General features: G+C 72.8%; 15 protein-coding genes. 12 read left to right on the plus strand and 3 right to left on the minus strand.

What is annotated here, in order from left to right:
• Positions 1-29: 29 nt before the first annotated feature.
• Positions 30-2,513, minus strand: coding sequence for a protein kinase domain-containing protein (locus G4D86_RS47725; RefSeq protein ID WP_164002221.1), 2,484 nt, complete (start codon positions 2,511-2,513; stop codon positions 30-32).
• 155 nt (positions 2,514-2,668) lie between these two features.
• Between G4D86_RS47725 and G4D86_RS47730 the strand changes: the two genes are divergently transcribed.
• The 9 genes from G4D86_RS47730 (at position 2,669) to G4D86_RS47770 (ending at position 19,473) form a co-directional block, all read left to right on the plus strand.
• Positions 2,669-12,217, plus strand: a complete 9,549-nt coding sequence (locus G4D86_RS47730) for a tetratricopeptide repeat protein (RefSeq protein WP_164002222.1) — start codon at positions 2,669-2,671, stop codon at positions 12,215-12,217.
• Positions 12,218-12,237: 20 nt separating this feature from the next.
• Positions 12,238-12,843 (plus strand): hypothetical protein, encoded by a 606-nt coding sequence (locus tag G4D86_RS47735; protein ID WP_164002223.1) that lies wholly within the window; start codon positions 12,238-12,240, stop codon positions 12,841-12,843.
• A complete protein-coding gene (gene queC / locus G4D86_RS47740; RefSeq protein ID WP_164002224.1) occupies positions 12,843-13,535 on the plus strand; it encodes a 7-cyano-7-deazaguanine synthase QueC in 693 nt (230 codons plus the stop codon). The genes G4D86_RS47735 and queC overlap by 1 nt, the downstream gene beginning before the upstream one ends.
• Positions 13,532-14,209, plus strand: coding sequence for a M15 family metallopeptidase (locus G4D86_RS47745; RefSeq protein WP_164002225.1), 678 nt, complete (start codon positions 13,532-13,534; stop codon positions 14,207-14,209). Before queC ends, G4D86_RS47745 begins: the two co-directional genes overlap by 4 nt.
• A gap of 7 nt (positions 14,210-14,216) precedes the next feature.
• Positions 14,217-14,888: a carboxypeptidase-like regulatory domain-containing protein gene (locus G4D86_RS47750; protein WP_164002226.1), complete on the plus strand. Its 672-nt coding sequence runs from the start codon at positions 14,217-14,219 to the stop codon at positions 14,886-14,888.
• Between the two features lie 17 nt (positions 14,889-14,905).
• Positions 14,906-15,286, plus strand: coding sequence for a hypothetical protein (locus G4D86_RS47755; protein ID WP_164002227.1), 381 nt, complete (start codon positions 14,906-14,908; stop codon positions 15,284-15,286).
• A 143-nt stretch (positions 15,287-15,429) separates the two neighbouring features.
• The gene (locus G4D86_RS47760) at positions 15,430-16,941 is read left to right on the plus strand and encodes a YfbK domain-containing protein (RefSeq protein WP_164002228.1); all 1,512 of its coding nucleotides are present in this window, start codon (positions 15,430-15,432) and stop codon (positions 16,939-16,941) included.
• Between the two features lie 10 nt (positions 16,942-16,951).
• Positions 16,952-18,775: a sensor histidine kinase gene (locus G4D86_RS47765; protein ID WP_164002229.1), complete on the plus strand. Its 1,824-nt coding sequence runs from the start codon at positions 16,952-16,954 to the stop codon at positions 18,773-18,775.
• On the plus strand, positions 18,772-19,473 hold the full coding sequence (locus tag G4D86_RS47770) for a response regulator transcription factor (protein WP_164002230.1): 702 nt from the start codon (positions 18,772-18,774) through the stop codon (positions 19,471-19,473). The genes G4D86_RS47765 and G4D86_RS47770 overlap by 4 nt, the downstream gene beginning before the upstream one ends.
• Positions 19,474-19,477: 4 nt before the next feature.
• Here the strand turns inward: G4D86_RS47770 and G4D86_RS47775 are convergent, their stop codons facing one another.
• Both G4D86_RS47775 and G4D86_RS47780 read right to left on the minus strand, forming a co-directional pair.
• On the minus strand, positions 19,478-20,398 hold the full coding sequence (locus G4D86_RS47775) for a hypothetical protein (RefSeq protein WP_164002231.1): 921 nt from the start codon (positions 20,396-20,398) through the stop codon (positions 19,478-19,480).
• On the minus strand, positions 20,395-22,257 hold the full coding sequence (locus G4D86_RS47780; RefSeq protein WP_164002232.1) for a protein-arginine deiminase family protein: 1,863 nt from the start codon (positions 22,255-22,257) through the stop codon (positions 20,395-20,397). The genes G4D86_RS47775 and G4D86_RS47780 overlap by 4 nt, the downstream gene beginning before the upstream one ends.
• Before the next feature lie 203 nt (positions 22,258-22,460).
• Between G4D86_RS47780 and G4D86_RS47785 the strand changes: the two genes are divergently transcribed.
• The 3 genes from G4D86_RS47785 to G4D86_RS47795 all read left to right on the plus strand — a co-directional run bounded on the left by G4D86_RS47785 (position 22,461) and on the right by G4D86_RS47795 (position 26,360).
• Entirely contained in the window at positions 22,461-23,699 is a 1,239-nt protein-coding gene (locus tag G4D86_RS47785) for a serine/threonine-protein kinase (protein ID WP_164002233.1), read from the plus strand.
• 173 nt (positions 23,700-23,872) lie between these two features.
• The gene (locus G4D86_RS47790) at positions 23,873-25,102 is read left to right on the plus strand and encodes a type IV pilus twitching motility protein PilT (RefSeq protein ID WP_164002234.1); all 1,230 of its coding nucleotides are present in this window, start codon (positions 23,873-23,875) and stop codon (positions 25,100-25,102) included.
• Between the two features lie 172 nt (positions 25,103-25,274).
• Positions 25,275-26,360, plus strand: coding sequence for an alpha/beta fold hydrolase (locus G4D86_RS47795; RefSeq protein ID WP_164002235.1), 1,086 nt, complete (start codon positions 25,275-25,277; stop codon positions 26,358-26,360).
• The last annotated feature ends 213 nt before the right edge of the window (positions 26,361-26,573 follow it).

Consider the following 26,573-nt stretch of genomic DNA (forward strand, 5'->3'; position numbering starts at 1 on the left):
AGACGTGTCGTTGACGGTGAGGCCCTGCTTCAGTCGCGCTTCTTCGACAGCTTCTTGATGGCATCCGCGGCCTCGTCGTGGCCGCAGTTGCCGTTGGAGAGGAACTTCTTCTCGCGAGGCTGCTCGGTGACGCGAGTCAGGGCGGGGATGGCGTCCGAATCACCGAGCCCGCCCAGCCGCCCCGCTGCCCGTGCGCGGGTGCCGCAGTCCTTCGACTCCAGCGCGGTGGTGTACGCATCCACCAGGTCCACGCCGTCCGTGGCCTTGGCGAACTCCAGGTAGCGCAGCGCGCCCCACTGCTTCGGCGAGGACGTCGCCTCCGCCAGGTCCTCGAAGTGGCCGAGGACCCGATTCCTCGGAAGGCTGCCCAGCACCTTCCGCAGGCTCGCGTCGGTCTCGTCGTTCCCGAAGTCCTCGGCCAGCCCGTCGAGGACCGTGTCCTCCACGTCCGCGCGCCCGTCGTCGTCCAGCGCGTTGAGCTGCGTGTATTCCTTGTCGTGCTCCCCGTACGCATGGAGCACCGCCGCGCGGGCCCGGCGGATGGAGGGTTCCTTCACCTCGTCCTCGGGGACCTTCTTCAGCCGTGCCAGCGCGTCGTCCTTCTTGCCCTCGTCCAGCAGCGCCAGGATGCGCACGGCCGGGGCGTTCTGGTGCACCACCCACGCCACGCTCGCGCCCACCAGCACCAGCGCGCCCACGAGCATCGCCAGCAGGCGCGGGTTCTTTCGCAGCGCCACGACTCCAGCGGACAGCCGCTCCTTCACGGGCAGGGCCGTCACGCGCGAGCCGAGCGAGGAGAGTGCCCCCTTCATCCGGACCATGCCGCTCGCCGCGGTGAAGCGGTCCCCGAAGGGCGGGCCCTCCTCGGCGCGCTGGCAGCGGTAGAGCTGGAGCTGTTCCTCACGGCCGGGGAGGGTGACGGTGCCGCACGGCTCGGCGGTGGCCTCGGCGCGGTTGCGCGCCAGATTCACGGCCTCGGTGAAGGTGACCTCGTCCGCGGCGGCGACGTGCTCCACCGACTCCACCACCTCCATGGGCTCGCCGAGCACCGTGTCGGCCGTGACGAGCACCTCGCCCGCGTGCAGGCACACCCGCACGTGGAGCTGCTCCTCCGGCGGCACCGTCTGGTTGTGCCGCCACAGCCGGTCCTGCATGGCCATGCCGCACAGCACGCCCGCCGTGGGAGAGCGGAACACCACCAGCAGCGCGTCCCCGCGCTTCTGAATCATCCGGCCCTCGTGCTCCTTCACCAGGGGCATCAGCAGCCGGTCATGCGTCTCCAGCATCCGCGCGTTCTCTTCGTGCGTCTGCCGGCTGGTGCGCTCGGCGAAGCCCTGGATGTCGGTGAGCATCACCGTCAGGTTCTGCGGCTTCACCACCGACGCACTGCCCGACACCGAGGGCACGCTGCCGGACGGCCGTGTCCCGAAGGCCGCCGTCCCCGTGCGCATCGCCATGGAGGCCACGGGCGCGGACGGGCCCGTGCCGAAGGCCGAGGTGCCACTGCCCTGGGGGGCCGCGGGCGCACCTCCCGCGAAGACGGCCGTGCCGCTCGGGCCCGAGGAGGCCGCCGCTTCTCCTCCGCCAAACACGGCGGTGCCGGAGGACGGCGTGGCGCCCTGGGGCATGTAGACGGGGGTGCCCAGGCCGGGCGTGAAGGCGGAGAGGGCGGAGTACGCCGCGGCCAGCGCGTCCGCCAATTCGTGCGCGCTCTGCGGCCGCTTCGACGGGTCCTTCTCCAGCAGGCGCATCACCAGCGACAGCAGGCCGATGTAGCGCGACAGCGAAGGCGCGGCCCTGTCGAGCGGCAGCGGCGCGTGCGAGGCGTGCTGCGCGAGGAAGTGGCGCGGCGACGGCCCGTCGAAGGGCAGCCGGCCGGCCAGCACGCGGTACATCAGCACGCCGAAGGAGTAGAGGTCGCTGCGCGTGTCCACCTTCGCGCCCACGGCCTGCTCGGGGGAGAGGTACTCCGGCGTGCCCAGCACCACGCCCACCTGACTGACGGCGCTGCCGGCCTCCGGCTCCACCAGCCGGGCGATGCCGAAGTCCAACAGCCGCGCCTGCTCCCCGCGCGCACCTGGGGAGATGAAGACGTTCTCCGGCTTCAAGTCCCGGTGGATGATGCTCTTGTCGTGGATGGCGGCCAGCCCCTCCGCGAGCTGCTGGAGCAGCGGCAGCGCGCGGCCCGGGGGCATGGGGCCGGGGAGGAGGACGTCGTAGAGGCTCTGGCCCTCGACGAACTCCATGACGAGGCAGGCGTGGTCGCCGGACTCGCCGAAGTCGACGATGTGCACCACCGCCGGGTGCTCCACGGCGGAGAGGAGGCGGGCCTCGCGCTTGAAGCGCTCGGCCATGCCGGCCTGGGCGTGCAGGTCCTGGTGGAGGACCTTGATGGCCACCTTGCGTCCCAGGGACACCTGCTCACCCAGGTACACCTCGCCCATCCCACCCGAGCCCAGGGGTCGGAGGACCCGGAAGCGACCTTCGAGGACGAGGGAGTCAGGGGCCAACACGTGGGACGCATATAGTCCGACTTCCGGCCGGGGTGCATGTCGTTCCTGCACAGTGCGCCGAGGTGTCCATCACGCCTCGTTGCCTGCTCCACAAGCGGGGGGATTGTCAGAAATTTCGAGGGCTTGGAGAGCGTGGTAGCGTTCCAGTCCCCGCGATGGCCAACGATAGCGACTCCATCAAGCCCGCCGCGGCGCAGGAAGCGCGCGCCGCCGCCCCCGAGCTGCGCCTGCTGGACCGCAGGGCGTTCGTGGGCTTCCCGGCGTTGGAAGTACTGCCGGGCCTGCGCATCTCCGACTTCGCGCTGCAGATTCCAGACGTCAGCTTCCCGTTCAACGTCAGCGCCGGCGCCACGCGCTACCAGCGCAAGAAGCTGCTCTTCGGCTTCCTGGAGCTGTCCGTCGACGCGGACCTGGTGACGCGCCGGGTGGCGGAGCTGGCCGGACGGCTCGCCGGAATCGAGGACCTGCGGCTGCACTTCCGCCCCGGCTACCTCGAAGGCCAGGGCCGGCTGCCCGCCCCGGAGCGCACGCCCTTCACGTTCAAGGTGGCGTTCGACGCGGACGGAGAGAAGCTCGCCGTCTACCTCTACGACGTGCGGCTGTATGGCTTCTCGTCCACGCCGTCCGTGCAGGTGCCCGGGATTCTGGCCACCGCCGTGGGCGCGCTCGCGCTGGTGCCGGATGTGGAAGTGCGCGGCGCCACCGGCTTCTCCACACGTGTGCTGCCCGCGCTGTGCCAGCTCGCGGCGGTGAGCCGTGGGTACAAGATGCCCGCGCTGGACACCGCGCGCCTGTCCGCCGCGGAAGTGTCGAGCACCGGACTGCGCCTGCGCTTCGCCGCCGGAGGCCTGCCTCCGCCCGCCGCGCCGGACGAGGAGTTGATGCTCTCGCTGGAGGGCGCTCGCGCCTTCGCGGACGCGGAAGGACTCATCGCGCAGGGACGACTGGCCGAGGCGCGCCAGGCGTACCTCCAGGCCGGAGACGCGCAGGACGCGCACCCCTTCGCCGCCGAGCGGCTCTTGTCGCTCATGGTGGCGGACCCGCAGGCGCATGACCTGGCGCTGGATGTCGCGGCCACGCTGCAGCGCCGGAGGGACCGCAGCCCCGCCGCCCTCTGGGGCGAGGCCGTGGTGCGCGAGCGTCGTGGCGAAGGTGCCCGCGCGGCCGAGCGCTACCTGGCTCTGTGCGCGCTGGCCCGCCGCACGTCGGAGGAGGCCGCGGCCTTCTTCGCCGCCGAGGCCGCTGCCCGCTGCTCGCGTGACACCGCGCCGCAGGTGGCGGTGAAGGCGCTGCACGAGCTGCTGGGCCTCAAGCCGGACCACCTGCCTTCGCTCAAGGCGCTGGCGCGTGCTTCCGACCAGGCCCGTGACAGGGCAGGGGCGGTGCGGGCGTACCGCCGGCTCGCGGCGCTCGCGAGAGACCCGGCCGAGGCCGCCGACGCGCACGTCCACCTCGCGCGGCTGTGCGCGCAGACGGAGGACGACGTCGCCGGTGCCCGGCTGCACTGCGAGGCCGCGCTGCGGCTGGCTCCGGACCATCCGGATGCGCTGCTGCTCCTCGGTGAGCTGTGCCACCGTGGCGGCGAGCACCTGCGCGCGCTGAAGGCGCTGGACCGGCTGCGCGAAGTGGCCATGGCCCGGCACGAGCTGGACCGCGTGGGCCATGCGGACCTGCTCGCCGGCCGTGTGTGGGACGAGGGACTGAAGCAGCCGGACAACGCGCTGCTGCGCTTCCGCGAGGCGGTGTCGCTGCTGCCCGGCGAGCCGGAGCCGCTGTTCGCCGCCGCGCGTGTGGCGGAGGGGCTGGGGCGCTTGCAGGAGGCGCTCTCCGGTTACCAGCAGGCGCTGGAGCTGGCGGGGCCCGCGCCGCGCTCGGAAGGGGTGCGCCATGCCGCGCACGCCAGCCACCATGCGCTGGCGCGGCTGTACCGCACGCGGCTGGGAGACCCGGCGCGTGCCCGTGAGCACCTGGAGTCCGCGCTGTCGCTGGACCCTCGCGACGCGGTGGCGCTCGAGGAGCTGATTCCGTACTTCCGCGCCACCGGCCGCTCGCAGGAGCTGGCCGAGGCGGTGGAGAAGGCCGCCGCGCTCCAGGAGGAGTCCGGCAAGCGCGCCACGCTGTGGGCCGAGGCGGGTGAGCTGTATCGCGGCAAGCTCCAGCAGCCGGAGAAGGCCGAGCGCCTCCTCCTGCTGGCGCTCGAAGCGGACGGCGACCACCGGGCCGCGCTGGAGTCGCTGCTGGCGCTGGCCGAGGCGCGGCGTGACGGCGCGCTGCTGACGCGGTGTCTGTCCTCGCTGGCGCGGCTGTCCACGGACCTGAAGGACCGCGCGCAGAAGTACCGCCGCCTCGCGGTGGCAGCTCGCGACCTGGCTTTTGATCTGGACCTCGCGGTGCACGCCCTCCAGGAGGTGCTGCGCGCGGAGCCGGATGACCTGCCCGCGCTGGGCGAGCTGTGCGCCCTGCAGCGCAAGCGCGCGGACATGGCGGGGCTGGCCTCGGCGCTGGAGGTGCGTGCGCGCGTGGCGGAGACGCAGGGCGACAAGCGGCTCGCGGCCGCGGCGCTGCGCGAATTGGCCGGAGTGCTGGAGGCCCGCCTGGGCCGCGTGGGCGACGCGCTGGTGGCGCTGGAGAAGGCCGCGCGCCTGGCGCCTGATGCCGCCGTGCTGCTGGACCTCGCGGACCTGTCGCTGCGCTGCGAGCGGCCCGAGCACGCCCGCCGCGCGCTGGAGACGCTGCTGTCCACGCTGCCTCGCACGGCGGCGCCGGAGAAGCTGGCCGACGTGCGCTCCCGCCTGGGCCGCGCGTGCGAGATGTTGGGGGACCGCGACGGCGCCATCGCCGCCTACGCCCAGGCCTTCCCGCTGCGCCGCCTGGACGACGCGCTGGCCGCGCGCCTGGAGTCCCTCTACACGGAGGCCGGTGAGACGCAGGCCCTGGCCGAGCTGTGGGCCAGCCGCGCCCAGGCGCTGATGGGCGCCGACCGCGCGGAAGAAGCCGCGCCCCTCTTCCTGCAGAGCGCCCGTGCGCTGCTGGAGCGCGGAGAGAAGGCCGCCGCGCTGCTGCGCCTGACGGCTGCGCTGGAGGCGAGCCCGCAGGGCCCGCTGGCCGCTGAAGTCCTGGAGTCGCTGGCCGAGCTGGAGCTGGAGCGCGGCGAGAAGCTGGAGGCCGCCCGCCTGTACGCGCGCCGCGCGGCGCTGGTGCCGGACGCGCGCGCCGGAGCGAAGCTGCTCTTCCGCGCCTCGCTGCTCGCCGCGGGCACCAGCCGCGAGGAGGCCTTCCTCGCCGAGGCGCTGGAGCGTGATGCTTCCTTCGCTCCCGCCCGTCAGCGTCGGGGCGAGCTGCGTCTGCCCACGGATGCTCGCGCCGCGCTGGAGGACTTCGAGGCCGTGCTGGCGCTGCCGCCGGTGGACGCGGACGCTCCGCGCGAGGCGGAGCGGGTTGCCCTCACGCGCAAGGCCGCCACCGCCGCGGTGCGCGCGGGCCGCACGGATGCCGCGCGCCGGCTGCTGGCCGAGTACTGCACCCGCGCGCCGGAAGATCTGGATTCGCGCACGGAGCTGGCCGCGCTGCACCGCAAGGCCGGTGCCCGCGAGGCGCTGGCGGACCTGCTGGTGGAGCTGTGGCCGCGCCTGTCCGGTGACCCCCGTCGCGCCGCCCGCCGTGAGCTGGCGGAGCTGTCGCTGGTCCTGGGCCGCGCCAATGCCGCGGTGGATTCGCTGCGCAGCCTGCGGCTGGAGGAGCCGCACGACACGTGGGCGGCGCAGGCCCTGCTCGACTTGCTGCCCCCGCCGGGCACGGGCACGACGGAGGAGGAGGCCGAGCGGCTGGAGTTGCTGGGCACCCTCGTGGCCGCCGCGTCGGGCGAGGCCCGGGCGGAGCTGCTCGCCCGTCGCGCCGTGCTCCACCGCGCCGCTGGCCGTATGGCCTCCGCGCGCGACGACTTCTCCGAGGCCGCGAAGCTCTCCCGTCGTCCCGCGCCGCTGCTGCTGGCGCTGGCCGAGCTGGCGCGCGAGTCGGGTGACGAGTCCGCCGAGCTGGAGGTGTGGCGCAGCGCCGTCACCGCCGACGCGAGCCTCGCTACGCGCGCCCGGGAGCGCCTGCTGGCGCTGGCCGCCGTGCTGGTGGAGAAGGACGCGCGCGTGCCCGCTCGCGAGGCCCTGCGCGCCGCGATTGCGCTGGAGCCCCCCGCCGCCGAGCGCTGTGACGCCTTCTTCTCCCTTGCCGAGCTGGCCCACCGCGACGGGCAGCCGGACGATGAGGCCGCCGCGCTCGCCGAGGCCGCCCGTCAGGGACCGACGCCCCGCCGTGTGGAGGCGCTGCTCGCGCGCGCCGCGCTGCTCGAGGCTCGCGGACACATCAAGGACGCGGGGCAGAGCCTGGAGGCCGCGCTCGCCCTGGCGCCGCGCCATACGCAGGCCACCGCCGCCCTCCAGCGCGTGCTGCGGGCCCAGGAGGACTGGGCCGCCCTCGCCGAGCTGCTCGCCGCCGAGGCGCCGCACACGCCGCCCACCGAGGCCACCGCGATGTACGCGGAGCTGGCGGACCTCTACCTCGACCGCTTGGACCAGGCCGTTCCCGCCGAGGCGGCGCTGCGCCAGGCCCTGCGCCTGTCTCCCACCGACGCGGCCGTGCGCCGCCGGCTGGTGTCGCTGGTGGCGGGCCGGGGCGAGCTGCGCGAAGCCGCCGCGCTGCTGGAGACGGCCGCCGAGAGCGCCTCCGCTTCCGAGGCCGCCGTGCTGCTGCGCGAGGGCGCCGGGTATGCCCAGCGCGCTCAAGATCTGGACCGCGCGCTGAAGCTGGCGCGCAAGGCTCACTCGCTGGTGCCCGCGCAAGGCACGGAGCTGGCCTCGCTGGCGGAGCTGCTCTACCTGCGCGGCGCGGTGCTGGAAGCGCTGCCCTTGCAGGACATGCTCGCCACGGGCGCGGACTTCCGCGCCGCGCCCGAGGCCGCCGAGTCCACGTGGCTGCGGCTGGGTGAGCTGGCCGAGCAGGCCGGAGAGACGAAGCGCGCGGTGGCCGCGTACCGGAAGCTGCTCGCCGAGCGGCCCCTGTGCGAGCCCGCGGTGCAGCGGCTCGCCGCGCTGCTGGAGAAGGATGACCCGCGCGGCGCCTTCGACGTGCTCGTTGCGCATGCTCGCGCCCTGGCGCCCTCCGAGGACACGGTGCGGCGGCTCGTCGCGCTGTCCGAGCGGGCCCGCGCGGCGCTGGCGGACGCCGGTGTCGCCGCGTCGCTGCTGTCGCGCGCGGCGGAGCTGTCGAAGGAGCCGCTGCCGCTGCGGCGCCAGCTCGCCAACCTCTATCGCGAGACGGGACGCTCGCTGGAGCTGCTCACCGAGCTGCGCCAGGTGGCCACGCTCAGCCTCCAGGCCGGAGACGTGGCCGCGGCGCTGTCCGCGTACACCGAGGAGGCCCGGCTCGCCGAGGACACCGGCCGCGCGGACGACGCGCTGCGGGCGCTGGCGGATGCCCGGGACGTGCTGGAGTCGAAGGGGCAGGCCGCCGAGGCCGCCGCCTGCGAGCGCCGCCGCGCGGAGCTGCTGCGCGACGTGAAGCTGGACCCCGCCGCCGCCGAGGCCGCGCTGGAGCGGGCCTTCGCGCTGGCGGAGGACCTGGGCACGGCGCGGCTGGGTGCGGCACTGGCCGAACGGCGTGACGACTCGGAGGCCGAGGCGCGCTGGCTGGAGCGCGCGCTGCCGCTGCTGAAGGACGCGCGGGAGGCGGCGACGCTCCGGCTGCGGCTGGCGCGGCTGCACCTGGGCGTGCTGTCCGACGTGGAGAAGGCGGAAGCCTTCCTGCGCGAGGCGCTGCGCGCGGACCGCTCGCTGGCCGAGGCCGAGGCCCTGCTGGCGAAGCTGCTGGAGAGCGACGGGCGTCTGGCGGAGCTGGCCGCCTGGTACGAGGAGTGCGCCGAGAGCGAGTCGGACGCGGAGCGCCGCGCGGAATTGCTCCAGCGCGCCGCCGTGCTGTACCGCGACAGGGCAGGGCGCCCGGATGCCGCCGCCGCCGCGTTCATCGCCGCGCGCGCCGCGCGTCCGGACGACCTGGAGCTGACGGCCCAGGCCGCCGAGCTGCTGCACGAGGTGAAGCGCCACGCGGACGCCGCCGAGTTCGACGCGGTGCTGTTGGAGGCGGACCCGTTCCGCGAGCCCATCTTCACGCGTCACCTCGCCTTCCTGGAGGAGGCGGAGGACCACCAGGCGCTCGCCGAGTTGATGCTGCGCCGGGCCCAGCGCCAGGAGGCCGCCGACGCCGCGGAGAGCTACCTCGCCGCCGCCCGCGCCTTCCGCGCGGAAGGTGCCCGGGAGCGGGCGCTCCTGTGCGAGGACCAGGCCTTCGAGCTGAGCCCCGCGAGTGATGAGGCCTTCGAGCACGTGCGCGAGCGCGCGGCCGGAGACGTGCGCCGGCTGGCGGAGCTGCTGGCCCAGCGCGCCGCGGCCCTCCCCGCGCCCCAGGCCCTGCCGCTGCTGCGCGAGCGCGCCAACGGCCTGCTGGAGGCGGGCGAGGCGCTGCTGGCCGCCGAGGCCTTCGACGAGTATCTCTCCCGCGCGGGAGACGACGTGGAGGCGCTGTCCGCGCGCGCCGAATTGGCCGCGAAGGGTGGCGGTCCCATCGCCGCGCGGCCGTATGACCGCCGGCTGCTGTCCGCCGGCGGTGACTCGCTGCCGGTGCCGGTGCGTGCTCGCACGTGGCTGCGACTGGGGCACGCGTCGCTGGGCGCGGGCGCGTACCACGACGCGGCGGATGCCTTCGAGTCCGTGGTGACGCTGGAGCCCGAGAGCGAGCGCGGCCGCGAGGCGCTGTCGCTGCTGGCCGAGGTCCACTCGCGCACGGGCAACGGGCCGGGCCTGTACCGGGCCTCGCTCCAGCTCGCGCGTCGCGCGGACGACACCGCCACGGCCGAGGTGCTCTACCGCCGCGCGGCGGACCTCTTCAACGACCCGAAGGACGCCATCGACGCGCTGCTGCCCCTGGCGCGGCTGCGCCCCGCGGACGCGGCCGTCATCGACCGGGCGGTGGCGGGCCTGCGCGCCCTCGGCCGTCACGGTGATTTGCTGGAGGTGTACGCGTCCGGCGCCGAGGCCGCGGGCGGCAAGCGCGCCGCGGAGTTGCTGCTGGCCGCCGCCTCCGTCGCCACCGAGTCGCTCGCGGACGAGGACGCTGCCTGGTCCCTCACCCAGCGCGCCGCCGAGGCCGCTCCCGAGGACCTGACGGCGCTGCGCGCGCTGGTGGAAGGACTGCGCAAGCGCGGTGAGTCCACGCGCCTGCTGGACGCGCTGGAGCGGCTGGTGCCTCGCGTGGAGGACGCGGACGAGGCGTCCGTGCTCCGCCTGGAGTTGGCCTCGCTCGCCCGTGGCGCTGCCCGTGAGGACGCGGCCCGCGAGGCGCTGGAGGCGGTCGTGTCTCGCGGTGCCTCGGGCGCCGGCTACTCGGACGCGCTGGAGTCGCTGGAGAAGCTGCTGGGCGATGTGCCCGCGCGCCGGGCCGAGGTGCAGGTGGCTCGCGCGGAGCTGGTGTCCGGTCGTGAGCGCCAGGTGCTGCTGATGGCGGCGGCGCGGGCCTTCGAGTCCGCCAGTCGACTGCCGGACGCGCTGAAGGCGGCGAAGGCCGCGTCGGCGGTGGAGCCGGACGTGGACGCGGCCCTGCGCGTGGCCCACCTGTACCGCGCTTCCGGAGACGCCCCCAGTGCGGCGCGCGCGCTGATGCAGGCCGCCCGGCTCGCGGCACCGGAAGAGCGCCCGCCGCTGCTGCTGGAGGCGGTGGGGCTGTGGGAGAAGGCCGACGAGCACGCCGAGGCGCTGGAGGTCATCGAGCGCATCGCCACGGAAGCGCCGGACATGCTGCCTCCGTCGGAGCTGGCGGAGCGCTTCGGCCGCCTGGGCGCCTTCTCGCGCGCCCTGGACGTGGGCTTCGCGCCCGCCATGGCCTCGGGCGACTACACCGACGCGCTGGCCATGGCCGCGCAGGCCGACGACGCGGCACGCACGCGCGATGCGCTGTGGGCCCTGGCTGGACTGCCTGACGCGGACCCCACGCATTCCTCCGCGCTGGCGGAAGCGCTGCGCGCCGAGGGCGAGACGGAAGGGCTGCTGGAGCTGGCGGGCGTGTCCGCCGCTCGTGACGCCGCCTTCTCGGTGGCGCTGCGCGAAGAGGTGCTCCGCTCGGCGGAGGCGCCCGTGCGCGCCCGCCTGCGCGCGCTGGAGGAGCTGTCCTCCGACGCGAGCTTCGCGGCCCGCCTCACGCTGCTGTTGCCAACGCTGGAGAAGCTCCCGGAGGCGCTGGCCGAAGCGGTGCTCACCCGGGTGCGCGCCCAGCCCGAGCACGCCCGCGTGGAAGCGCTGGCCATGGCCGCCGACGGCTGGCCCACCCGGCGCAAGGCGCTGCTGCGCGAGCGCCATGGCCTGGAGTTCGAGCTGGGCCGCTTCGAGGCCGCGGCGCAGACGCTGGCGCGGCTCATCGACGCCGAGGAGGACGCGCACGCCCGCGCCGCCCTGCACCAGGAGCGCGGCGAGCTGCTGCTGAGCCCGCTGGACAGGCCCGATGAGGCGCGCGAGGCCTTCGAGAAGGCGCTGGCCGATGACGGCTCGCACCGGCCCGCGCTGAGGAACCTGCTGGCACTGGTGGACGTGGCCGCCGAGCCCTCCGTCTTCGTGTCGCTGGCGGAGCGCCTCTCCGTGGAGGAGGGCCCCGACGCGAGCGCGCCGTACCGCGAGCGACTGGCCGACGCCTACGAGGCGCTGGGCATGGTGGCGGACGCCGCCGCGCAGCTCGAGGCCCTGCCGGAGACGGAAGAGCGGCTGGCCCGCCGTGCACGGCTGGCGGAGGAGCGCGGCCTCACCGGCGAGGCGCTGCGCCTGCGCGAGCGGCTCACCGACGAGCCCGCGGTGCTGGAGTCCATCCTCCGCGGCTACCTGGACGCGCAGCTCGTGTCTCCCGCGGCCCGGCTCGCCGAGCGGCTCTTCGAGTCGGGCGTGCTGTCCCCGGAAGTCACCCGCATGTCGGCCGAGCGGCTCTCCCCGGCGCCCGAAGGTGCGACGCTCGCGGCCCGCATCTGGCCGGAGCTGCTGCGTGCACAGCCGCTGGACGTGGACGGGTGGACGCTCTACGCAGAGGCCCTGCGCGGGCTGGGCCGTGTGGAGGCCGCGGAGCGCGCGGACGGCATCGGCGCGGCGCTGGACTCCAGCAGCGCGGCGGCGCGCATGGCGCCCATCACCGTGTTGCCGCTGCCCTCCGGCTTCCAGCACCCGGTGCCGCCCAACGCGGTGCCGGTGACGTCCGAGCGCTTCCCCCGCCTGGCCGCCGCACTGCGCCCGCTGCTGTCCTCGCTGGGCGCGGGCGGGCTGCGCGTGGTGGTGGACCCGGTGGGCGGTGCGGAGGCGTACCTCGCCAGCGCCGAGGAGCTGGTGCTGGGCGCGGGCGCGCTGTCCTGCTTCGGCGCCACGGAGCTGGGCTACCTGTGCGCGCTGGCCCTGGCGCTGGGCGAGTCCGGCGTGAAGCTGGCGCGGCCCGGCGAGGTGCCCGGCCTGACGCAGGCGGCGGTGGCTGCCTTCCGCGCGATGCCGGCCTCGCTGGCGGCGGGACGGGTGCTGGCGCTGCTCGATTCCGAGGTGCGTGGAACGGACCCGACCAAGGTGGACGTAGGTGGGGTGCTCGCTCGGGGCTCGCTCTTCCGGGCGGTGGCCCTTTCCGTGCTCGAAGGCACTTAGCCGTGTAGCCTTCCCGGCGCATGCACCTGAAGCGCCTTGCTCTTGCCGTCCTCCCGGTCGCGGTCGTCGCCGCGGCCATGGCCTGTTATTCGGACCCGGTGTACCCGGGCAACCAGGTGCTCGGCACCTTCCGCTTCGAGGCGAGGTTGGACCCCGCGCGGACCACGTGCGACGCGTCCGTGCGCGACTTCGCGCAACTCGACGACGCGGGCGTGTTCCGCTTCGAGGGCACCTTCTCGCGCGACACCGACGCTGGCACCGGCTACTTCACCGTGCAGGGCTTCTCGCGCGATGCCGGCTACGTCGACCAGCTGGCCACGTCCACGCTGAGGGCCAACGCGCCGCGGGCCACGTGTGGCACGGGCTGCGAGGACTCGGCGATTGAAGAGACGCTGAAGGTGACGCTCTTCAGCGACAGCCAGGCGCGCACGCTCAACCGCGACTGCAAGCAGCACGACGGCGGCATTCCCGAGGGCACCGTGCCGGGCCCCACGGAGAACGGCTACGACGTGTCGCTGGCGTGCGGCTCGCTGACGGACCTCTTCCTGCCGGGCACGCGCAACTGCAACTGCCAGCCGGCCACCTGCACCACGGCGTACATCATCCAGGGCGAGCGGAGGGACTGATGGCACCGCGCGCGGTGGTGTTGATTTCGGGCGGCCTGGACTCGACGACGTGTCTGGCCATGGCGAAGGCGAAGGGCTTCGAGCCGGTGTGCCTTGCGGTGGCCTACGGCCAGCGGCACGCGGTGGAATTGGAGCAGGCGCGCAAGGTGTCCTCGGCCATGGGCGTGAAGGACTTCCGCATCGTGAGCATCGACCTGCGGCAGGTCGGCGGCTCGGCGCTCACCGCGGACATCGAGGTGCCCAAGGACCGGCCCGCGGACGAGATGAGCCACGGCATCCCGGTGACGTACGTGCCGGCGCGCAATGCGCTGTTCCTCTCGCTGGCGCTGGGGCTGGCGGAGGTGGTCGGCTCCACGGACATCTACATCGGCGTCAACGCGGTGGACTACAGCGGCTATCCGGACTGCCGGCCGGAGTTCATCCGCTCGTTCGAGACGATGGCGAACCTGGCCACCAAGGCCGGCGTCGAGGGCGCGCGCTTCACGGTGCACGCGCCGCTGTCCGGCCTCACGAAGGCGGACATCATCCGCGAGGGCGTGAAGCTGGGCGTGGACTACGGGCTGACGCACTCCTGCTACGACCCGGACCCGCAGGGCCGCGCGTGTGGCCGGTGCGACAGTTGCGTGCTGCGCAGGAAGGGCTTCGAGGAAGCCGGCGTGCCGGACCCGACGCGCTACGTGGAGGGCGCATGACGATGCGGACCTGGATGGTGGTGGCGGTGGGGGTGGGGCTCTCGGTGAGCGGCCTGGGGCTCGCGCAGGACGCGGGGACGCCGAAGCCTGCTGCCAAGGCGAAGGCGTCGAAGGACGCGGGCAAGCTGGTGACTGCCACCACGGTGGTGACGGACCTGGTGGAGGACCTGCGCTACGCGACGGCGGACAACTTCCTGAAGAAGAAGGTGTACCCGGACACGGCGCGGTGCCTGCTGCTGCCGGAGTCTGCGGAGCGGCTGAAGAAGGCGGCGGACGTGCTGCGGCCGAAGGGCTACCGGCTGAAGGTGTACGACTGCTACCGGCCGCGCGCGGTGCAGTATGAGATGTGGAAGATCATGCCGGTGCCCGGCTACGTGGCGGACCCGGTGAAGGGCTCCAACCACAACCGGGGCGGGGCGGTGGACCTGACGCTGGTGACGCTGGACGGGAAGGACGTGGAGATGCCCACGCCCTTCGACACGTTCAGTCCCGCCGCGCACCACGGCTACGAGGGTGGCACCGAGGCGTCGCGCCAGCACCGCGAAATCCTGCGCGAGGCGATGGAGGGCGCGGGCTTCACGCCCAATCGCATGGAGTGGTGGCACTACGACCTGCCGGACGCGAAGACGCGGCCCGTGCTGGATGTGCCGTTCGACGCGCCCAAGGCTCCATGACGGAACCATGATGGAGAACGGAGGCTCGCGTGCGACGAGGCGCGGGCCGGCCGGGGAACATGGCGTCACCATGAACCCGCTCCTTCGAAGTGCCCTGCTCTGTACGCTTCTGGTTTCCACCGCATCCGCCGCGTCGACGCTCATCGGCACGGTCGTCGATTTGCGAAGCCAACAGCCTGTTCCCGATGTCGTGGTGACCGTCACCTCGCCTGAAATCGAAGGCGAAAAGATTGTGGTGGCCGACGCGCAGGGGAACTACCGCGTACCGGAGCTGGAGCCAGGCATCTACACGCTGCGGTTCGAGAAGGAGGGCTTCAAGCCGTATGGCGGGAAAGACATCCACCTGCGCCTGAATCGCACCGTCCGTTTCAACCCGCAGTTGGTTCCCGAGACGATGGATGAAGCGGAGGCGCTTGCCGCTACTCCGCCGCTCATCGACATCGGTCAAGTCACGTCGTGCTGGCCCGTGGCGCCAGATTTCATCAAGCGCATCGCCGTGCCTCGGTACAACTCCCCGCCACGAGCTCGCCCGGCGCATGACAGCGCCGCCATGAGCGCTCCTGCCAGGACGCCATCGTGGATGCTCTCCCGGATGCCCGTGCTCGTTCCGGACGGCACGCCCCAGCTCGTCTACAGGGCCCCTTCGGCGGAACGTGGCAGCCCAGACTTTGGCCGGTGAAGAAGGGACCTGCTGCCATGCGACTCCCCCTTCTTCCTCTCATCTGTACCGCCATCCTGTTGCCGGGCGCCGCGCTGGCGGGAGCCATCGATGTCGGCGTCCCTGCTGGCGACAGGGCCGCGCGCCCGTTCGCGGAACTGGCCCCGCTGACGCGCCTCCTCGCGAGCGAGACGACGGGTGTCGCTGTCACGCGCGAGGTCCCCGCCGTCGACGATTACATCATCGACGGCTGTTGCTTCCGCCCACCGCCGATGTTCAGCGCGCCCTTCCAGTCTCCCTGCTCCCATGGAAGTGACGCCCGTCTCTGGCGCCTCTCCGGGGCACCGTTCCATGAGCTGTCCCTCGTCATGGACGGTGTTCCCGCCCCCGGCTGGCGGGTGCTCCTGCCCTATGAGTGAAGCCCATACGCTCTGGCGTGCCCGGCAGGAGAGCAGGCGTCCCCCGAAACCCCGTGCCATGATGAAACCGTGATGATTGGCCACCCCACCTGCGGCACGCTGTGGGGCCCTCACAAGGACCGCCACACCGCGTTGGCCACCCGATGAAGCCCGCCCTCTTCAAAGCCCTGTGCGGCGTCCTCCTGCTCCTCTCCGCGCCCGCGCTGGCGCAGCAGAGCGGTACCTTCCAAGGCACCGTGGTGGCCCGCGTGGACCTACGGCCCCTCGCGGACGTGCGCGTCACCGCTTCCTCGCCCGCGCTGAAGACGGAGCAGGTCGCGGTGACGGACGCCCAGGGCAACTACCGGCTCCCCCAGCTCCCGCCCGGCGTCTACACGCTCCGCTTCGAGAAGGAGGCCTTCCTCTCCGTCACCCGCAAGGACCTCCCGCTGAAGCCCGGTGGCACCGTACGGGTGAACATGGAGCTGACCTCCGCCGCGCACCCCGACGAGCCCCGGGCCCTGAACCCCTTCCCGAGCATCGCCAGGGCCGATCCGCCCATCCTCCAGGCGCCGGACCGGAGCATCTCCGTCGAGCGCCCCGTCAACTCGCAGGACCCGGCCCGCGCCTTCCAGTCCGTGGCCCCACTGGCCCCACCGCTGCGCACGGAAGCAGAGGGTGTGGCCCGCTACCTGCCTCCCGCCATTCCCTACGTCGGCGCGGGCGCCCGCGAGGAAACCCCGGCCTGGGCGATGCAACACCTGACGCCGCTGCCGGACGGTGCCACCCAGTACCTCTACCGTGACTCGGACGACTCCGCGCGCAGCCGCTCCAGCCCGGGGAGCAACGGCGTGAATCCCACCATCGACACGGAGGAGGACCGCTTCTCCGTCTTCTTCGTCGGCGTGGACACGAGCCCCTACGCCGTGTCGCGCGACTACCTGCAGCGCGACGTCCTCCCCGACGAGCGCACCGTCTGGGCCGAGGCCTTCATCAACGCCTTCGACTACGGCAACGCGGGCGACGTCAACGGCCCCTTCGTCATCGACACCGAGGGTTTCCCGTCGCCCGGCCGCAAGGGCTACCACGTGGTGCGCATCACCCTGAAGGCGCTGGAGACGCTTCCCGACGTGGACGTGCAGGTGGAGTTCGACCGGCAGGCGGTGGCCCGCTACCGCCTGGTCGGCTACGAGCGCGCCGTCCCCGCGCCCGAGTCACTCGATGAGGACGACGAGCCGAAGACGCCGCTCGCCGCGGGCCAGGCCGTCACCGCCATCTACGAGGTGAAGCTGCGTGGCCCCGCCATCGCCTTCGGCACGCTGCGCGTCCACTACGACGTCACGGGTGGCGGCTGGCGCCGCGTGCAGAAGCTGCTGCCCTCCAGCCTCCTGCGTGCGTCCTACGCCCGCGCCGCGCCCGCCACGCGCCTCGCCTATGTGGCCTCCGCCTTCGCGGAGAAGCTGCGCGGCTCCTACTGGACGCGCACGCTCGACTGGGCGCGCCTGTCCGCCCTCTGTGACGACGTGGGTGAGCCGCTGCACGGCCGGCCGGACGTGGTGGAACTGGGCGCGCTCATCCGCAAGGCGCAGGCGCTCGACAAGCGCAAGGACCGCTTCGAGCGCGTCGCGCCGCTGAACACCATGGACTTCGACCGCGCTCCGGACACGGGAGACTGAGTCCGCGAAGATGCTCCGCCGCCTGCTGCCCACCGTCGTCGCTCTCGTGCTCGGCCTTGTCGGCCTCGGCTGGGGTCTGGGCTACCTCCAGCGCATCTTCGCCACCGAGCGCGATGACGCCCAGGCCTCGCTCGACTCGCGGCGCAAGGCGCTGGAGCAGTACGCCCGTGCCTCGCTGGCGCAGTCGCTGCAAGACAGGCTGGAAGCCGCGCGCCCCGCGCTGGAGGCCGCGGCGGTGGACCCGCTGGTGCCCGCCACCGGCCTCTACCTGCGCGAGCGCGGAGACCAGCTCCTGCCGCGCATGGCCCTCCATGACACCGGCGACGACGCCCCCGCGAAGGAGCGCTACGCCCGGCTGCGCGCGGGCACCGAGCGCGCCGATGACGAAGAGGACCCGTGGGCGGAGCGGCTCGCGCTGGTGCGCGCGGTAGAGGGCGCCCTGGTTCGGGGAGACCGGCGCGCCTCCACGGTGGCGCTGATGGCGCTGCTCCAGCACCGCGCCCAGTACGTGCTCGCCTCCACGCGCGACGTGCCGGGTCTGCTGGTGGTGCTCGAATCGCTGGCCGAGCGCGGAGACCCGGTGCCGCAGCTCATGCACGCGCTGGTGCGCGACGGGCTGGCGGACGGCAGGGGCGGGCGGCTCGAAGGACTCCAGCGACTGCTGCTCCTGCGCCGCTCGCGCTTCACCCCGTCGGACTTCGCCTTCCTGCGCGAGCACGTGGCCGCCCTCTCCGCGAAGGTGGGCGCCCCGGTCGCGGACTTCGAGTCGCGCGCGGGCGAGCTGGCCACCGAGCCGCTCCCGCTGCCGCGCACACTCCCCGGCCCTGCGCTGGTGCGCGCCGGCTGGTACCTGGAGCCGCGCGGTGGCAGCCAGGTGCGCGGCGTGGCGGTGGACCCGGCCGCGTTGCTGGAGTCGCTCACCCGGGAGATGCGCGAGCGCGGGCTGCTCGAAGCCGACGGGCAGGTGCGGCTGCTGGGAGACTCGGAGGTGCTGTCGCTGGACGCGCTGCCCCTCTCGGTGGACACGCCCGAGTGGGCGCGCGCGCAGGGGGCGCTGGAGCGGCGCTACCGGCTGAAGACGGGCATGGTGGCGCTGTGCGGCGTGCTGGCGCTGGCCATCTTCGCGCTGGCCTTCGTGGCGCAGCAGCGCAAGTTCCGCTTCCTGGAGCTGAAGAGCGACTTCGTGGCCACCGTGTCGCACGAGCTGCGCACGCCGCTGGCGTCCATCCGCCTGCTGGCGGAGACGCTGGAGTGGCGGCTCGCGGAAGGCACGGACGCGCGTGACTACCCCGCGCGCATCGTCCGCGAGGCGGACGGGCTGGGCTTCCTCGTGGAGAACCTCCTGTCCTTCAACCGCATCGACAAGGGCCGCTGGGTGCCGAGGCTGGAGCCCGTGCGCCTCGACGAGCTCATCTCCCTGCTGCGCAGGGACTTGGAGGCCTGGTCGAAGGTGCCGGTGGAGCTGGAGGCGCAGGTCGGCGAGATGGCCTTCCGCGCGGACGCGCAGCTGCTGCGCCTGCTCCTGTCCAACCTCGCGCGCAACGCCTGTGCCTACAACACACGCAGCCCCGTACGCCTGCGCGTGGAGGCGCTCCCGGGCGGACGGGTGCGCTTCTCGGACAACGGCATTGGCATTCCCCAGGCGCAGTGGGAGACCGTCTTCGAGGAGTTCGTCCGCCTGCCGGGCCAGGGGCGGGACGTTCCCGGCAGCGGCCTGGGTCTGGCACTCTGCCGCCGCATCATGCGCCTGCATGGGGGGAGCCTGCGCGTCGCGGCCTCCAGCCCCGAGGGCACCACCTTCGAGCTCACGTTTCCCCCCACGGTGACGACATGACCTCTTCCCAGCCTGGCATCCTCGTCGTGGAGGACGACACCAACCTGCGGCTCGCGCTGCGCGACAACCTGGAGAACCAGGGTGGCTACGCGGTGGAGGAGGCCACCAACGTGCGCGAGGCACGCGAGCACCTCGCGAAGCGCTCCTTCCAGCTCGTCCTGCTGGACGTGATGCTGCCGGACGGCGACGGCTACACGCTGTGCCGCTCGCTGCGGGACGAGGGCGTGACGACACCGGTGCTGATGCTCACCGCGCGCACGCTGGAGGACGACGTGGTGCGCGGCTTCGAGGCGGGCGCGCAGGACTACCTGGGCAAGCCCTACCGGCTGCGCGAGTTGCTGGCCCGCGTGGGCGCGCTGGTGAAGCGCTCCGGCGGCGCGCCGACGAAGCAGGTGCGCTTCGCCGGCTACAAGATGGACCTGGACCGCCGCAAGCTGGAGTCGCCCGACGGCGCGGCGGTGGAGCTGACGCGCACCGAGTTCGACCTGCTGGCCTTCCTCGTGCGCGAGAAGGAGCGGGTGCTGCGCCGCGACGACATCCTGGACGCGGTGTGGGGCCGCGACGTCGTCGTGGATCCGCACACCGTGGACAACTTCGTCTCCAGCCTGAAGAAGAAGCTCGGCTGGAACAGCGCCTCGCGCTTCGCCATCCAGACGGTGCGCGGCGTGGGCTACCGCATGGAAATCGAGGCGCCCTGAGCCTTCAGCGCAGCGGGTTGTGCCGCAGCCGCTCGGCCAGGGCGTCCAGCGCGGCCAGCCCGGACGCGTCCGCGTGGAGCCGGGCCTCGTCGATGAGCGAGGCCGTCTCCGGCGCGTCCACCCGCAGCACGGCGTTGGACAGGGCCTGACGTACGTCACCCGTGTAGTGCGAGTACGCGCGCACCAGCGCCTCCGCCGCCACGCGACGCACGGCGCCTTCCTCGGAGCGGGCGCTCGCTCCGGACGTCTTCCACGCCCAGGCGGAGCCGGCGTCTCCGAGCGAGCGCGCCAGCCTCCGCGCCTCCTCGGGCCCGGGCCGGGCCGCCAGCGCGTCGGCGAGCGCACGCGCCGCCACCAGCAGGCGGCACTCGCCCAGCTTCTCCTGCGCGGCCTCGCCCCGGGGGCCACCCTGGCGCGAGACGGCGATGAGCATCTGTGCCGCCTCCAGCGTCTCCATCCGCGCCAGCGCGCCCGCCGCCGCGCGCAGCACGGGCGCTCGCGTGTCCGCTCCCGTCTCCAGGAGGTCCTTCCACAGCGGCACCAGGCGCGCGTCGCGCAGCTCGCCCAGCGCCTCCATCAGCCCCACCGCCAGCGCGAGCCGCGCCGAGTTCTGCTCCATTCCCTTCGCCTGCTCGGATGGGAAGGCGAGCCGCTCCACCATGGGCCACAGCGCGTCCGGGCCCAGCTCCCTGAAGAGGGGCGAGACGGAGGCCAGCGTGCCCCGCTTCCTCGCGTCCAGCAGTCCCACCCGCGACACGGCCGAGTCCACCCGCGCGAAGGCTTCGGGGCGCTCCTTCCGGGCGCGAGCAATCTGCTCCTGCAGCACCGCCTGCCAGCTGCCCGCGAGCGGCGCGTCCGCCGCCCCCGCCGTCAGCGCGGTGAGCAGCAGGGCGGCCCCGAGGCACCGGTACACGTCACGCCTCATCGTCCGCCCTCCCACCACTTCGTCGCGGGGACCTCGCGCGCGCTGTTGGTGGCGCAGTGCACCTGGCCACCGCCGATGTGGTACGGGCTCCAGACGTCACTCCAGTGCACGCGGATGCCGTACGCGGCGAGCGCCTCCTCGAAGTGCGTCTTGAAGGGGTCCTTCCCGTCGACCAGCGGTCCGTGGGGCTCCGGGGCAATCACCTGCGTAGCGGACACGGCCAGCAGGTTGAGCATCGCGGGCTGCAGCGCGGACAGGCCCCCCGTCACCTCCTGGAAGAGGAAGGGCACGCGGATGATTTCCGCGTCGGTGAGGCCCGTCTCCTCCTGGAGGATGGCGCGCTGCGTGTCGATTTCCAGCGCGGCCAGCGCGCTCGCGTCCATGACGCCGGCGTTGTCGAGCACCTCGGAGACAGTCAATTCCGCGGGCCGCTCGAAGCCCCAGGTCAACCCGGTGAAGAGCTTCGCGTCCCCGTGCCCTTGGGCCTGCAGGTCCATCAGCATCCGCCGCGCGAGGGCCGGGTCGGCCATCAGCACCACCCAGCCGCGCGGGGTGTTCGCGGGCAGGAAGCTGAAGGTCTCGTCCACGTGGCTGACGTTGAGCCACGAGGTGTCCACGTACACGGGCGGCTGCACCCCCTGCGCTTCGAGGAGGCGCGTGAAGCTGGGGTCCGGCTGGAAGTCCGGCCGCGTGTCCGGGCCCCGGCCTCGGAAGAGCCGGCCCAGCGGATACGTCACGCCGTCCTTCTCGTACGGGGGGATGACCTCGGTGTTGCCGAACGAGTTGAGCGTCTGCGACTCCTCCGACATGCCCGGCTCGTACTGCTGCACGGCGGCCTGGTTGCGGCCCCGCAGCCGGAAGGCCATGCGGCCCGCGACGCGCAACGCGGCGTCCTTCTCCGGGGCGATGACGAAGGGTGCGCGGTAGTTCACCTGGATGACGTGCTGCGCGCCGCCAGGGGCGGGCATCGACATGTACGCCGGCTCGAGGAAGTCCTGCGTCCAGAGGTCTTCCACCTCGAGCTCGAACAGCGACACCGGCCGCTCGGCGCCCGTCAGCGTGGCGCGCAGGTCCTTCCGGAACCGCGCCGCGTCCAGGTCGTCCGCGACCTTGGAGACGAAGACGCTCTCGGCGGGGGACAGGTGGTGGAACATCACCACCGGCGCCACGCGCAGGCGGACGATGTCCTGGAACTCGGTGTCCGAGAGGCGGTTGCGGCTGCGGTTGATGGTGAGCCGCACGTCCGCGAAGCCGTCCCACATGCTCGGGTCCCTCACGATGTCGTTGGCCTCGATGGCCAGCTCCATGCCCCGGCGCAGCTGCGCCGCGGTGAGGAATAGCTGCGAGGGATTGCGCTGCGAGGAGTAGGTGTCTCCGAACTTCTTGAACAGGCGCACCTTCTGCGCCGCCGGCCCGAGGACGGTGACGGAGCCGACGGCATAGTCGGGCGCCTCCGGCCACGGCGCGATGCGCAGGCGCGCGAGGTCTTCCAGGTCCTCCTCGCCATTCACCTCCGCGTCCCGGGCGTCATTGCACACGGACAGCTGGTCGTCGCCCAGCGTGCGGGGGGACAGCGAGAACGGACAGATGCCCTCGTCGTCGTCGATGTTGGCGAGGAAGATGGCGCCACGCTCGGCGCGCCAGCTGTCCTCGCCCTCGTCGTCCGCCAGGTCCACCACCCCGTCGCGATTCACGTCCGCGCGCAGGTCCACGACGGGGGTGAAGGGGCCCGTGAGGCGCACGGCGCTGGGGAGCGGAAATCCCTCGGGCTGCTGGACGGGCTCACAGCCGCCGGCCAGCAGCAGGGGAAGGAGCAGGAAGGTGAGGTGGCGTGCGCGTACACGCGGGGTTGCCCACATGAGGAAGGCGCTCTCGGTATACGGACGACCGGCCCGGCGCCGAAGGGCGCCCGTCCATCTGCTTGGGGCGCATACGAATGACAACCCGGCGCCGAGGTCAAGTGACGATGCGTGGGGGCCCCGTTCACCTCCAGGCGGAAACCACTTTTTGACAAGGCAGGTAGGGTTGAGTGTGTGGTGGGGGGCTCGTTATGCAGGCGGCCATGACGGACACGGTTCGCTACGCCCTGGATGCCACGGTGCTCTCCCAGAAGTCTCCGGGCGAGGCCCCGCCAGCGCCCGCCGCCACGACACGCCGCAACACGGTGCTGCCGCGGGTGGAATGGAAGGGAGACCGGGCGGACCTCGTCCCACCCCAGCGCGAGCGCTTCGAGGAGATGCGCCCGCTGGGGCAGGGCGGCATGGGCGAGGTGGTGCTGCTGAAGGACCACGACATCGAGCGGCTGGTGGCGCTCAAGCGGCTGCCGGAGGGCGCGGACCTGGACCGGGTGCTGCGCTTCGTGGAGGAGATTCGCACCGTCGGCCAGCTGGACCACCCGAACATCGTCCCGGTGCACGACGTGGGCATCGACGAGCGCGGCCGGTACTTCTTCGTGATGAAGCACCTGCACGGCGACACGCTGGAGTCCATCATCGCGAAGCTGCGGCGCGGGGATAAGGCCACGCACGAGCGCTTCGGCTTCCGGGCGCGGGTGCAAATCTGCCTCGGGGTGCTCAACGCCGTCGCGTACGCGCACCGCAAGGGCATCATCCACCGCGACTTGAAGCCCGCGAACATCATGGTGGGCCCCTTCGGCGAGGTGACGGTGATGGACTGGGGCCTGGCCCGGCCGGTGCGGACGGCGGCGCAGGCCCAGGCGCCGGACAGCCAGGGCGTGGCGATGCGCATCCACCCGGTGCCCGCGGTGAGCCCGCGGGAGGCCGTCTCGCTGCGCACGCAGGTGGGCTCCGTCATCGGCACGCCGCTCTACATGTCCCCGGAGCAGGCGCGCGGCGAGGACACGCTGGACGCGCGCAGTGACGTCTACAGCCTCGCCGTGCTGTTCCACGAGCTGCTCTTCCTGCGGCACTACCTGGAGGGGCGCGAGTCGCTCGCGGAAATCCTGGACGGGGTGCAGCAGGTGAAGCCCGCGGTGGACGCGCTCCAGTCGAACCCGCACCAGTCGCACGTGCCCGCGGAGCTGTCGTGGTTCGTGTCGAGGGGCTTCCAGAAGGACGCGGAGAAGCGCTACCAGTCGGTGGAGGAGATGATTGAAGCGCTCCAGTCCATGATGGACGGCCACATCGTGGTGCAGTGCCAGCGCACCATGCTCAAGCGCGGCCTCCACGAGTTGCTGCGCTTCGTGGACCGCAACCCGGTGGCGGTCATCGTCGGGAGCACCTTCGGCTCGCTGGCCGTGCTGGGCTCCATCGCCTACACGCTGATGTCCCTGCTGGGCTGAGCGCGCGCACGGCGGCCAGGCAGGCGACCCCGGCGGGCGACAAAGTGTCCCGGCCCGTCCGAAGTCACTCCGACAATCCGGCAGGGCGGCCGTCCCGTGCCCTCACGGACCACGCTCGCGGGGCTGTCGGCACGTGCATTGCTCTTACGTGGCGGGTCAGGAGGATGACCCGCATGCAGCTCGCAGCCATCATTCGTCGTGCCCGGGAGCAGGGGGCCAGCGACGTCCACCTCGAGGGCGGCATGCCCATGGCGCTGCGCGTGCGAGGCGCGCTGCGACTGGTGGGCGAGCCACTGTCCGCTTCCACGCTCACCGTTCTGGCCCGTGAGGTGGTGGGCGAGGAAGGCTGGCCCGAGTTCCTGGAGCGCTGCTCGTACGACGTGTCGCGCACGCTGGAAGGACAGCGCATCCGCATCAACGTGCTGCGCAGCGCGCGGGGCGTGGGCTTCGCCATCCGGCTCCTGTCCACGTCCCAGGCGACGCTGAAGCGGCTGAACCTGCACCCGGACCTGCGCAGGCTCGTGGAGCCCACGCATGGGCTGGTGCTGGTGTGCGGGCCCACGGGCTCGGGCAAGACGTCCACGCTGGCGGCGCTGCTCCAGGAGCTGAACCTGGGGGAGTCGCGCCACATCATCACCGTGGAGAGCCCCATCGAGTACGCGCTGGTGCCCCGGCTGTCCTTCATCCGCCAGCGCGAGGTGGGGCGCGACACGCCGTCCTTCGAGCAGGCGCTCATCGACGCGATGCGGGAGGACCCGGACGTGCTGATGGTGGGAGAGATGCGCGAGCCGGAGGTGATGCGCCTGACGCTGAACGCGGCGGAGACGGGACACCTGGTGCTGGCCACGGTGCACTCGGCCAGCGCGAGCGAGGCGCTCTCGCGGGTGGTGTCGGCGTTTCCCTCGGAGATGCAGGCGGCGGTGTGCGCGCAGCTCGCGGACTGCCTCGTGGGCGTGGTGTGCCAGCGGCTGCGCTACCGGCCGGAGGTGGGCCTGCGCGTGCCCGAGTGCGAGGTGCTCATGGGCAGCACGCCGGTAAAGAGCATCGTGAGACAGGGGCACTTCTACAAGATTCCCTCGGCCATCGAGACCGGCGCCGCTGACGGCTGCTGGTCCTTCCCGCGCTACGCGGAGTGGTTGGCGCGGAAGACGGACTGGAGCCAGCCCTCCACCTCGTCCGAGGAGGCTCCCCCGGCCGCACCCGAGCCCGCGCCCGAGCCGCTCCTTCCCGCAGCCCGGCCCCGGCCCGTTGCCGTCACGCGGCTGCCCGCGAGGACGCGGCGGAGTGCGTCTCCCGCGAAGCCCACGGAGTCCCGTGCCGCCGAGGAGGGCGTCTTCGTCATCCCCGGGGAGCAGGACGACCTGGTGTCCATCATCCGTGAGCTGGAAGGGGATGGTGGTTGAGGGAGGCGGCTCCTCCATCTCGGGAGCCCGGGCCGACGTGGTGTCCATCATCCGCGAGCTGGATGGGGATGGTGGTTGAGGGAGGCGGCTCCTCCATCTCGGGAGCCCAGGACGACGTGGCGTCCATCATCCGCGAGCTGGAAGGGGACGGGAGCTGAGTATCCTGGAGGGGATGACGACCCCGAACGTCCTGCCTCGCATCGAGTCCCTGAAGGTCCCCACGTCCCGTCTCCGGGAGCAGCACCTGCTGGTGCGCGGCTCACCGGGCGGGGTGCCGGTGGTCTTCATCCACGGCAACGTGTCCTCCTGCCGTTTCTATGAGGAGACGCTCGCGGCGATGCCTTCGTCCTTCCGGTGCCTCGCGCCAGACCTGCGGGGCTTCGGTGAGACGGAGCGCGCGCCCATCGACGCCACGCGCGGCGCGGGCGACTTCGCCGATGACCTGTTTGCACTGCTTTCACTGCCGGACTTGGTGCCGGCGGGGAAGAAGGTGCACCTGGTGGGTTGGTCCGCGGGCGCGGGGGTGGTGATGCGCTTCGCCCTGGCCCACCCGGAGCGGGTGGCCTCGCTGGTGCTGCTCGCTCCCATCTCCCCGGCGGGCTACGGCGGCACGAAGGGCGACGCGGCGGCGGCGCCGTGCTGGCCGGACTTCGCGGGCTCGGGAGGCGGCACGGTGAACCCGGAGTTCGTCCGGCGCCTCATCGCGAAGGACGCGACGGACGAGAACGACGCCTCGCCGCGCACGGTGATGAACCGGTACTACTTCAAGCCGCCCTTCCGGCTGGAGCGCTCGCGCGAGGACGCCCTCGTGGCGGAGATGCTGAAGATGGCCGTGGGCGACGACTTCTACCCGGGTAACAGCGCGCCCTCCTCGAACTGGCCGGGCGTGGCCCCGGGGACGCGGGGCATGAACAACTCCATCTCCGGCAAGCACTTCGACGTGCGTGGCTTCTCGTCCATCCCGACGCGGCCTCCGGTGCTCTGGGTGCGCGGCGCGGACGACCAGATTGTCTCGGACACGTCGCTGTTCGACTTCGGCTTCCTGGGGCAGCTCGGCGTGGTGCCGGGCTGGCCGGGCGCCACCGTGTACCCGCCCCAGCCGATGGTGAAGCAGATGCGGGCCATGCTCGACGAGTACCGGAGCCGCGGTGGCCACGCGCGCGAGGAGGTGCTGCCGGGCGTCGGGCACTCACCGCACCTGGAGGCGCCGGAAGTCTTCCACAAGTTGCTCCTCGGCTTCCTCGCGGAAGGGCGCTGATTCAAGACGCTCGGGAGAAAGCAGGCCCGAGCATCGGCAACCGGGGTTCCAGGCGAATCGGCGAGGTAGGGCCTGGCCACGAGGGACTACCTCCAGGGAGGAGCGTCCCCTGCCTACCCGCCATGTCAGCCCCCTCCGGTAGAAGGGAATGGTGGAAGTAATATTCCTTCCACGGGACGGCCGCCCCGGAAGGGGGGCAGGAGGGGGTAGGGG

The organism is Pyxidicoccus caerfyrddinensis, assembly GCF_010894405.1.
Classification (GTDB): Bacteria; Myxococcota; Myxococcia; order Myxococcales; family Myxococcaceae; genus Myxococcus; species Myxococcus caerfyrddinensis.

What these genes read in the sequence shown, in the direction of transcription:
- G4D86_RS47730 (WP_164002222.1), top strand. Translation starts at nt 2,669, where the DNA reads ATGGCCAACGATAGCGACTCCATCAAGCCCGCCGCGGCGCAGGAAGCG.
- G4D86_RS47735 (WP_164002223.1), top strand. Translation starts at nt 12,238, where the DNA reads ATGCACCTGAAGCGCCTTGCTCTTGCCGTCCTCCCGGTCGCGGTCGTC.
- queC (WP_164002224.1), top strand. Translation starts at nt 12,843, where the DNA reads ATGGCACCGCGCGCGGTGGTGTTGATTTCGGGCGGCCTGGACTCGACG.
- G4D86_RS47745 (WP_164002225.1), top strand. Translation starts at nt 13,532, where the DNA reads ATGACGATGCGGACCTGGATGGTGGTGGCGGTGGGGGTGGGGCTCTCG.
- G4D86_RS47750 (WP_164002226.1), top strand. Translation starts at nt 14,217, where the DNA reads ATGATGGAGAACGGAGGCTCGCGTGCGACGAGGCGCGGGCCGGCCGGG.
- G4D86_RS47755 (WP_164002227.1), top strand. Translation starts at nt 14,906, where the DNA reads ATGCGACTCCCCCTTCTTCCTCTCATCTGTACCGCCATCCTGTTGCCG.
- G4D86_RS47760 (WP_164002228.1), top strand. Translation starts at nt 15,430, where the DNA reads ATGAAGCCCGCCCTCTTCAAAGCCCTGTGCGGCGTCCTCCTGCTCCTC.
- G4D86_RS47765 (WP_164002229.1), top strand. Translation starts at nt 16,952, where the DNA reads ATGCTCCGCCGCCTGCTGCCCACCGTCGTCGCTCTCGTGCTCGGCCTT.
- G4D86_RS47770 (WP_164002230.1), top strand. Translation starts at nt 18,772, where the DNA reads ATGACCTCTTCCCAGCCTGGCATCCTCGTCGTGGAGGACGACACCAAC.
- G4D86_RS47775 (WP_164002231.1), bottom strand. Translation starts at nt 20,398, where the DNA reads ATGAGGCGTGACGTGTACCGGTGCCTCGGGGCCGCCCTGCTGCTCACC.
- G4D86_RS47780 (WP_164002232.1), bottom strand. Translation starts at nt 22,257, where the DNA reads ATGTGGGCAACCCCGCGTGTACGCGCACGCCACCTCACCTTCCTGCTC.
- G4D86_RS47785 (WP_164002233.1), top strand. Translation starts at nt 22,461, where the DNA reads ATGACGGACACGGTTCGCTACGCCCTGGATGCCACGGTGCTCTCCCAG.
- G4D86_RS47790 (WP_164002234.1), top strand. Translation starts at nt 23,873, where the DNA reads ATGCAGCTCGCAGCCATCATTCGTCGTGCCCGGGAGCAGGGGGCCAGC.
- G4D86_RS47795 (WP_164002235.1), top strand. Translation starts at nt 25,275, where the DNA reads ATGACGACCCCGAACGTCCTGCCTCGCATCGAGTCCCTGAAGGTCCCC.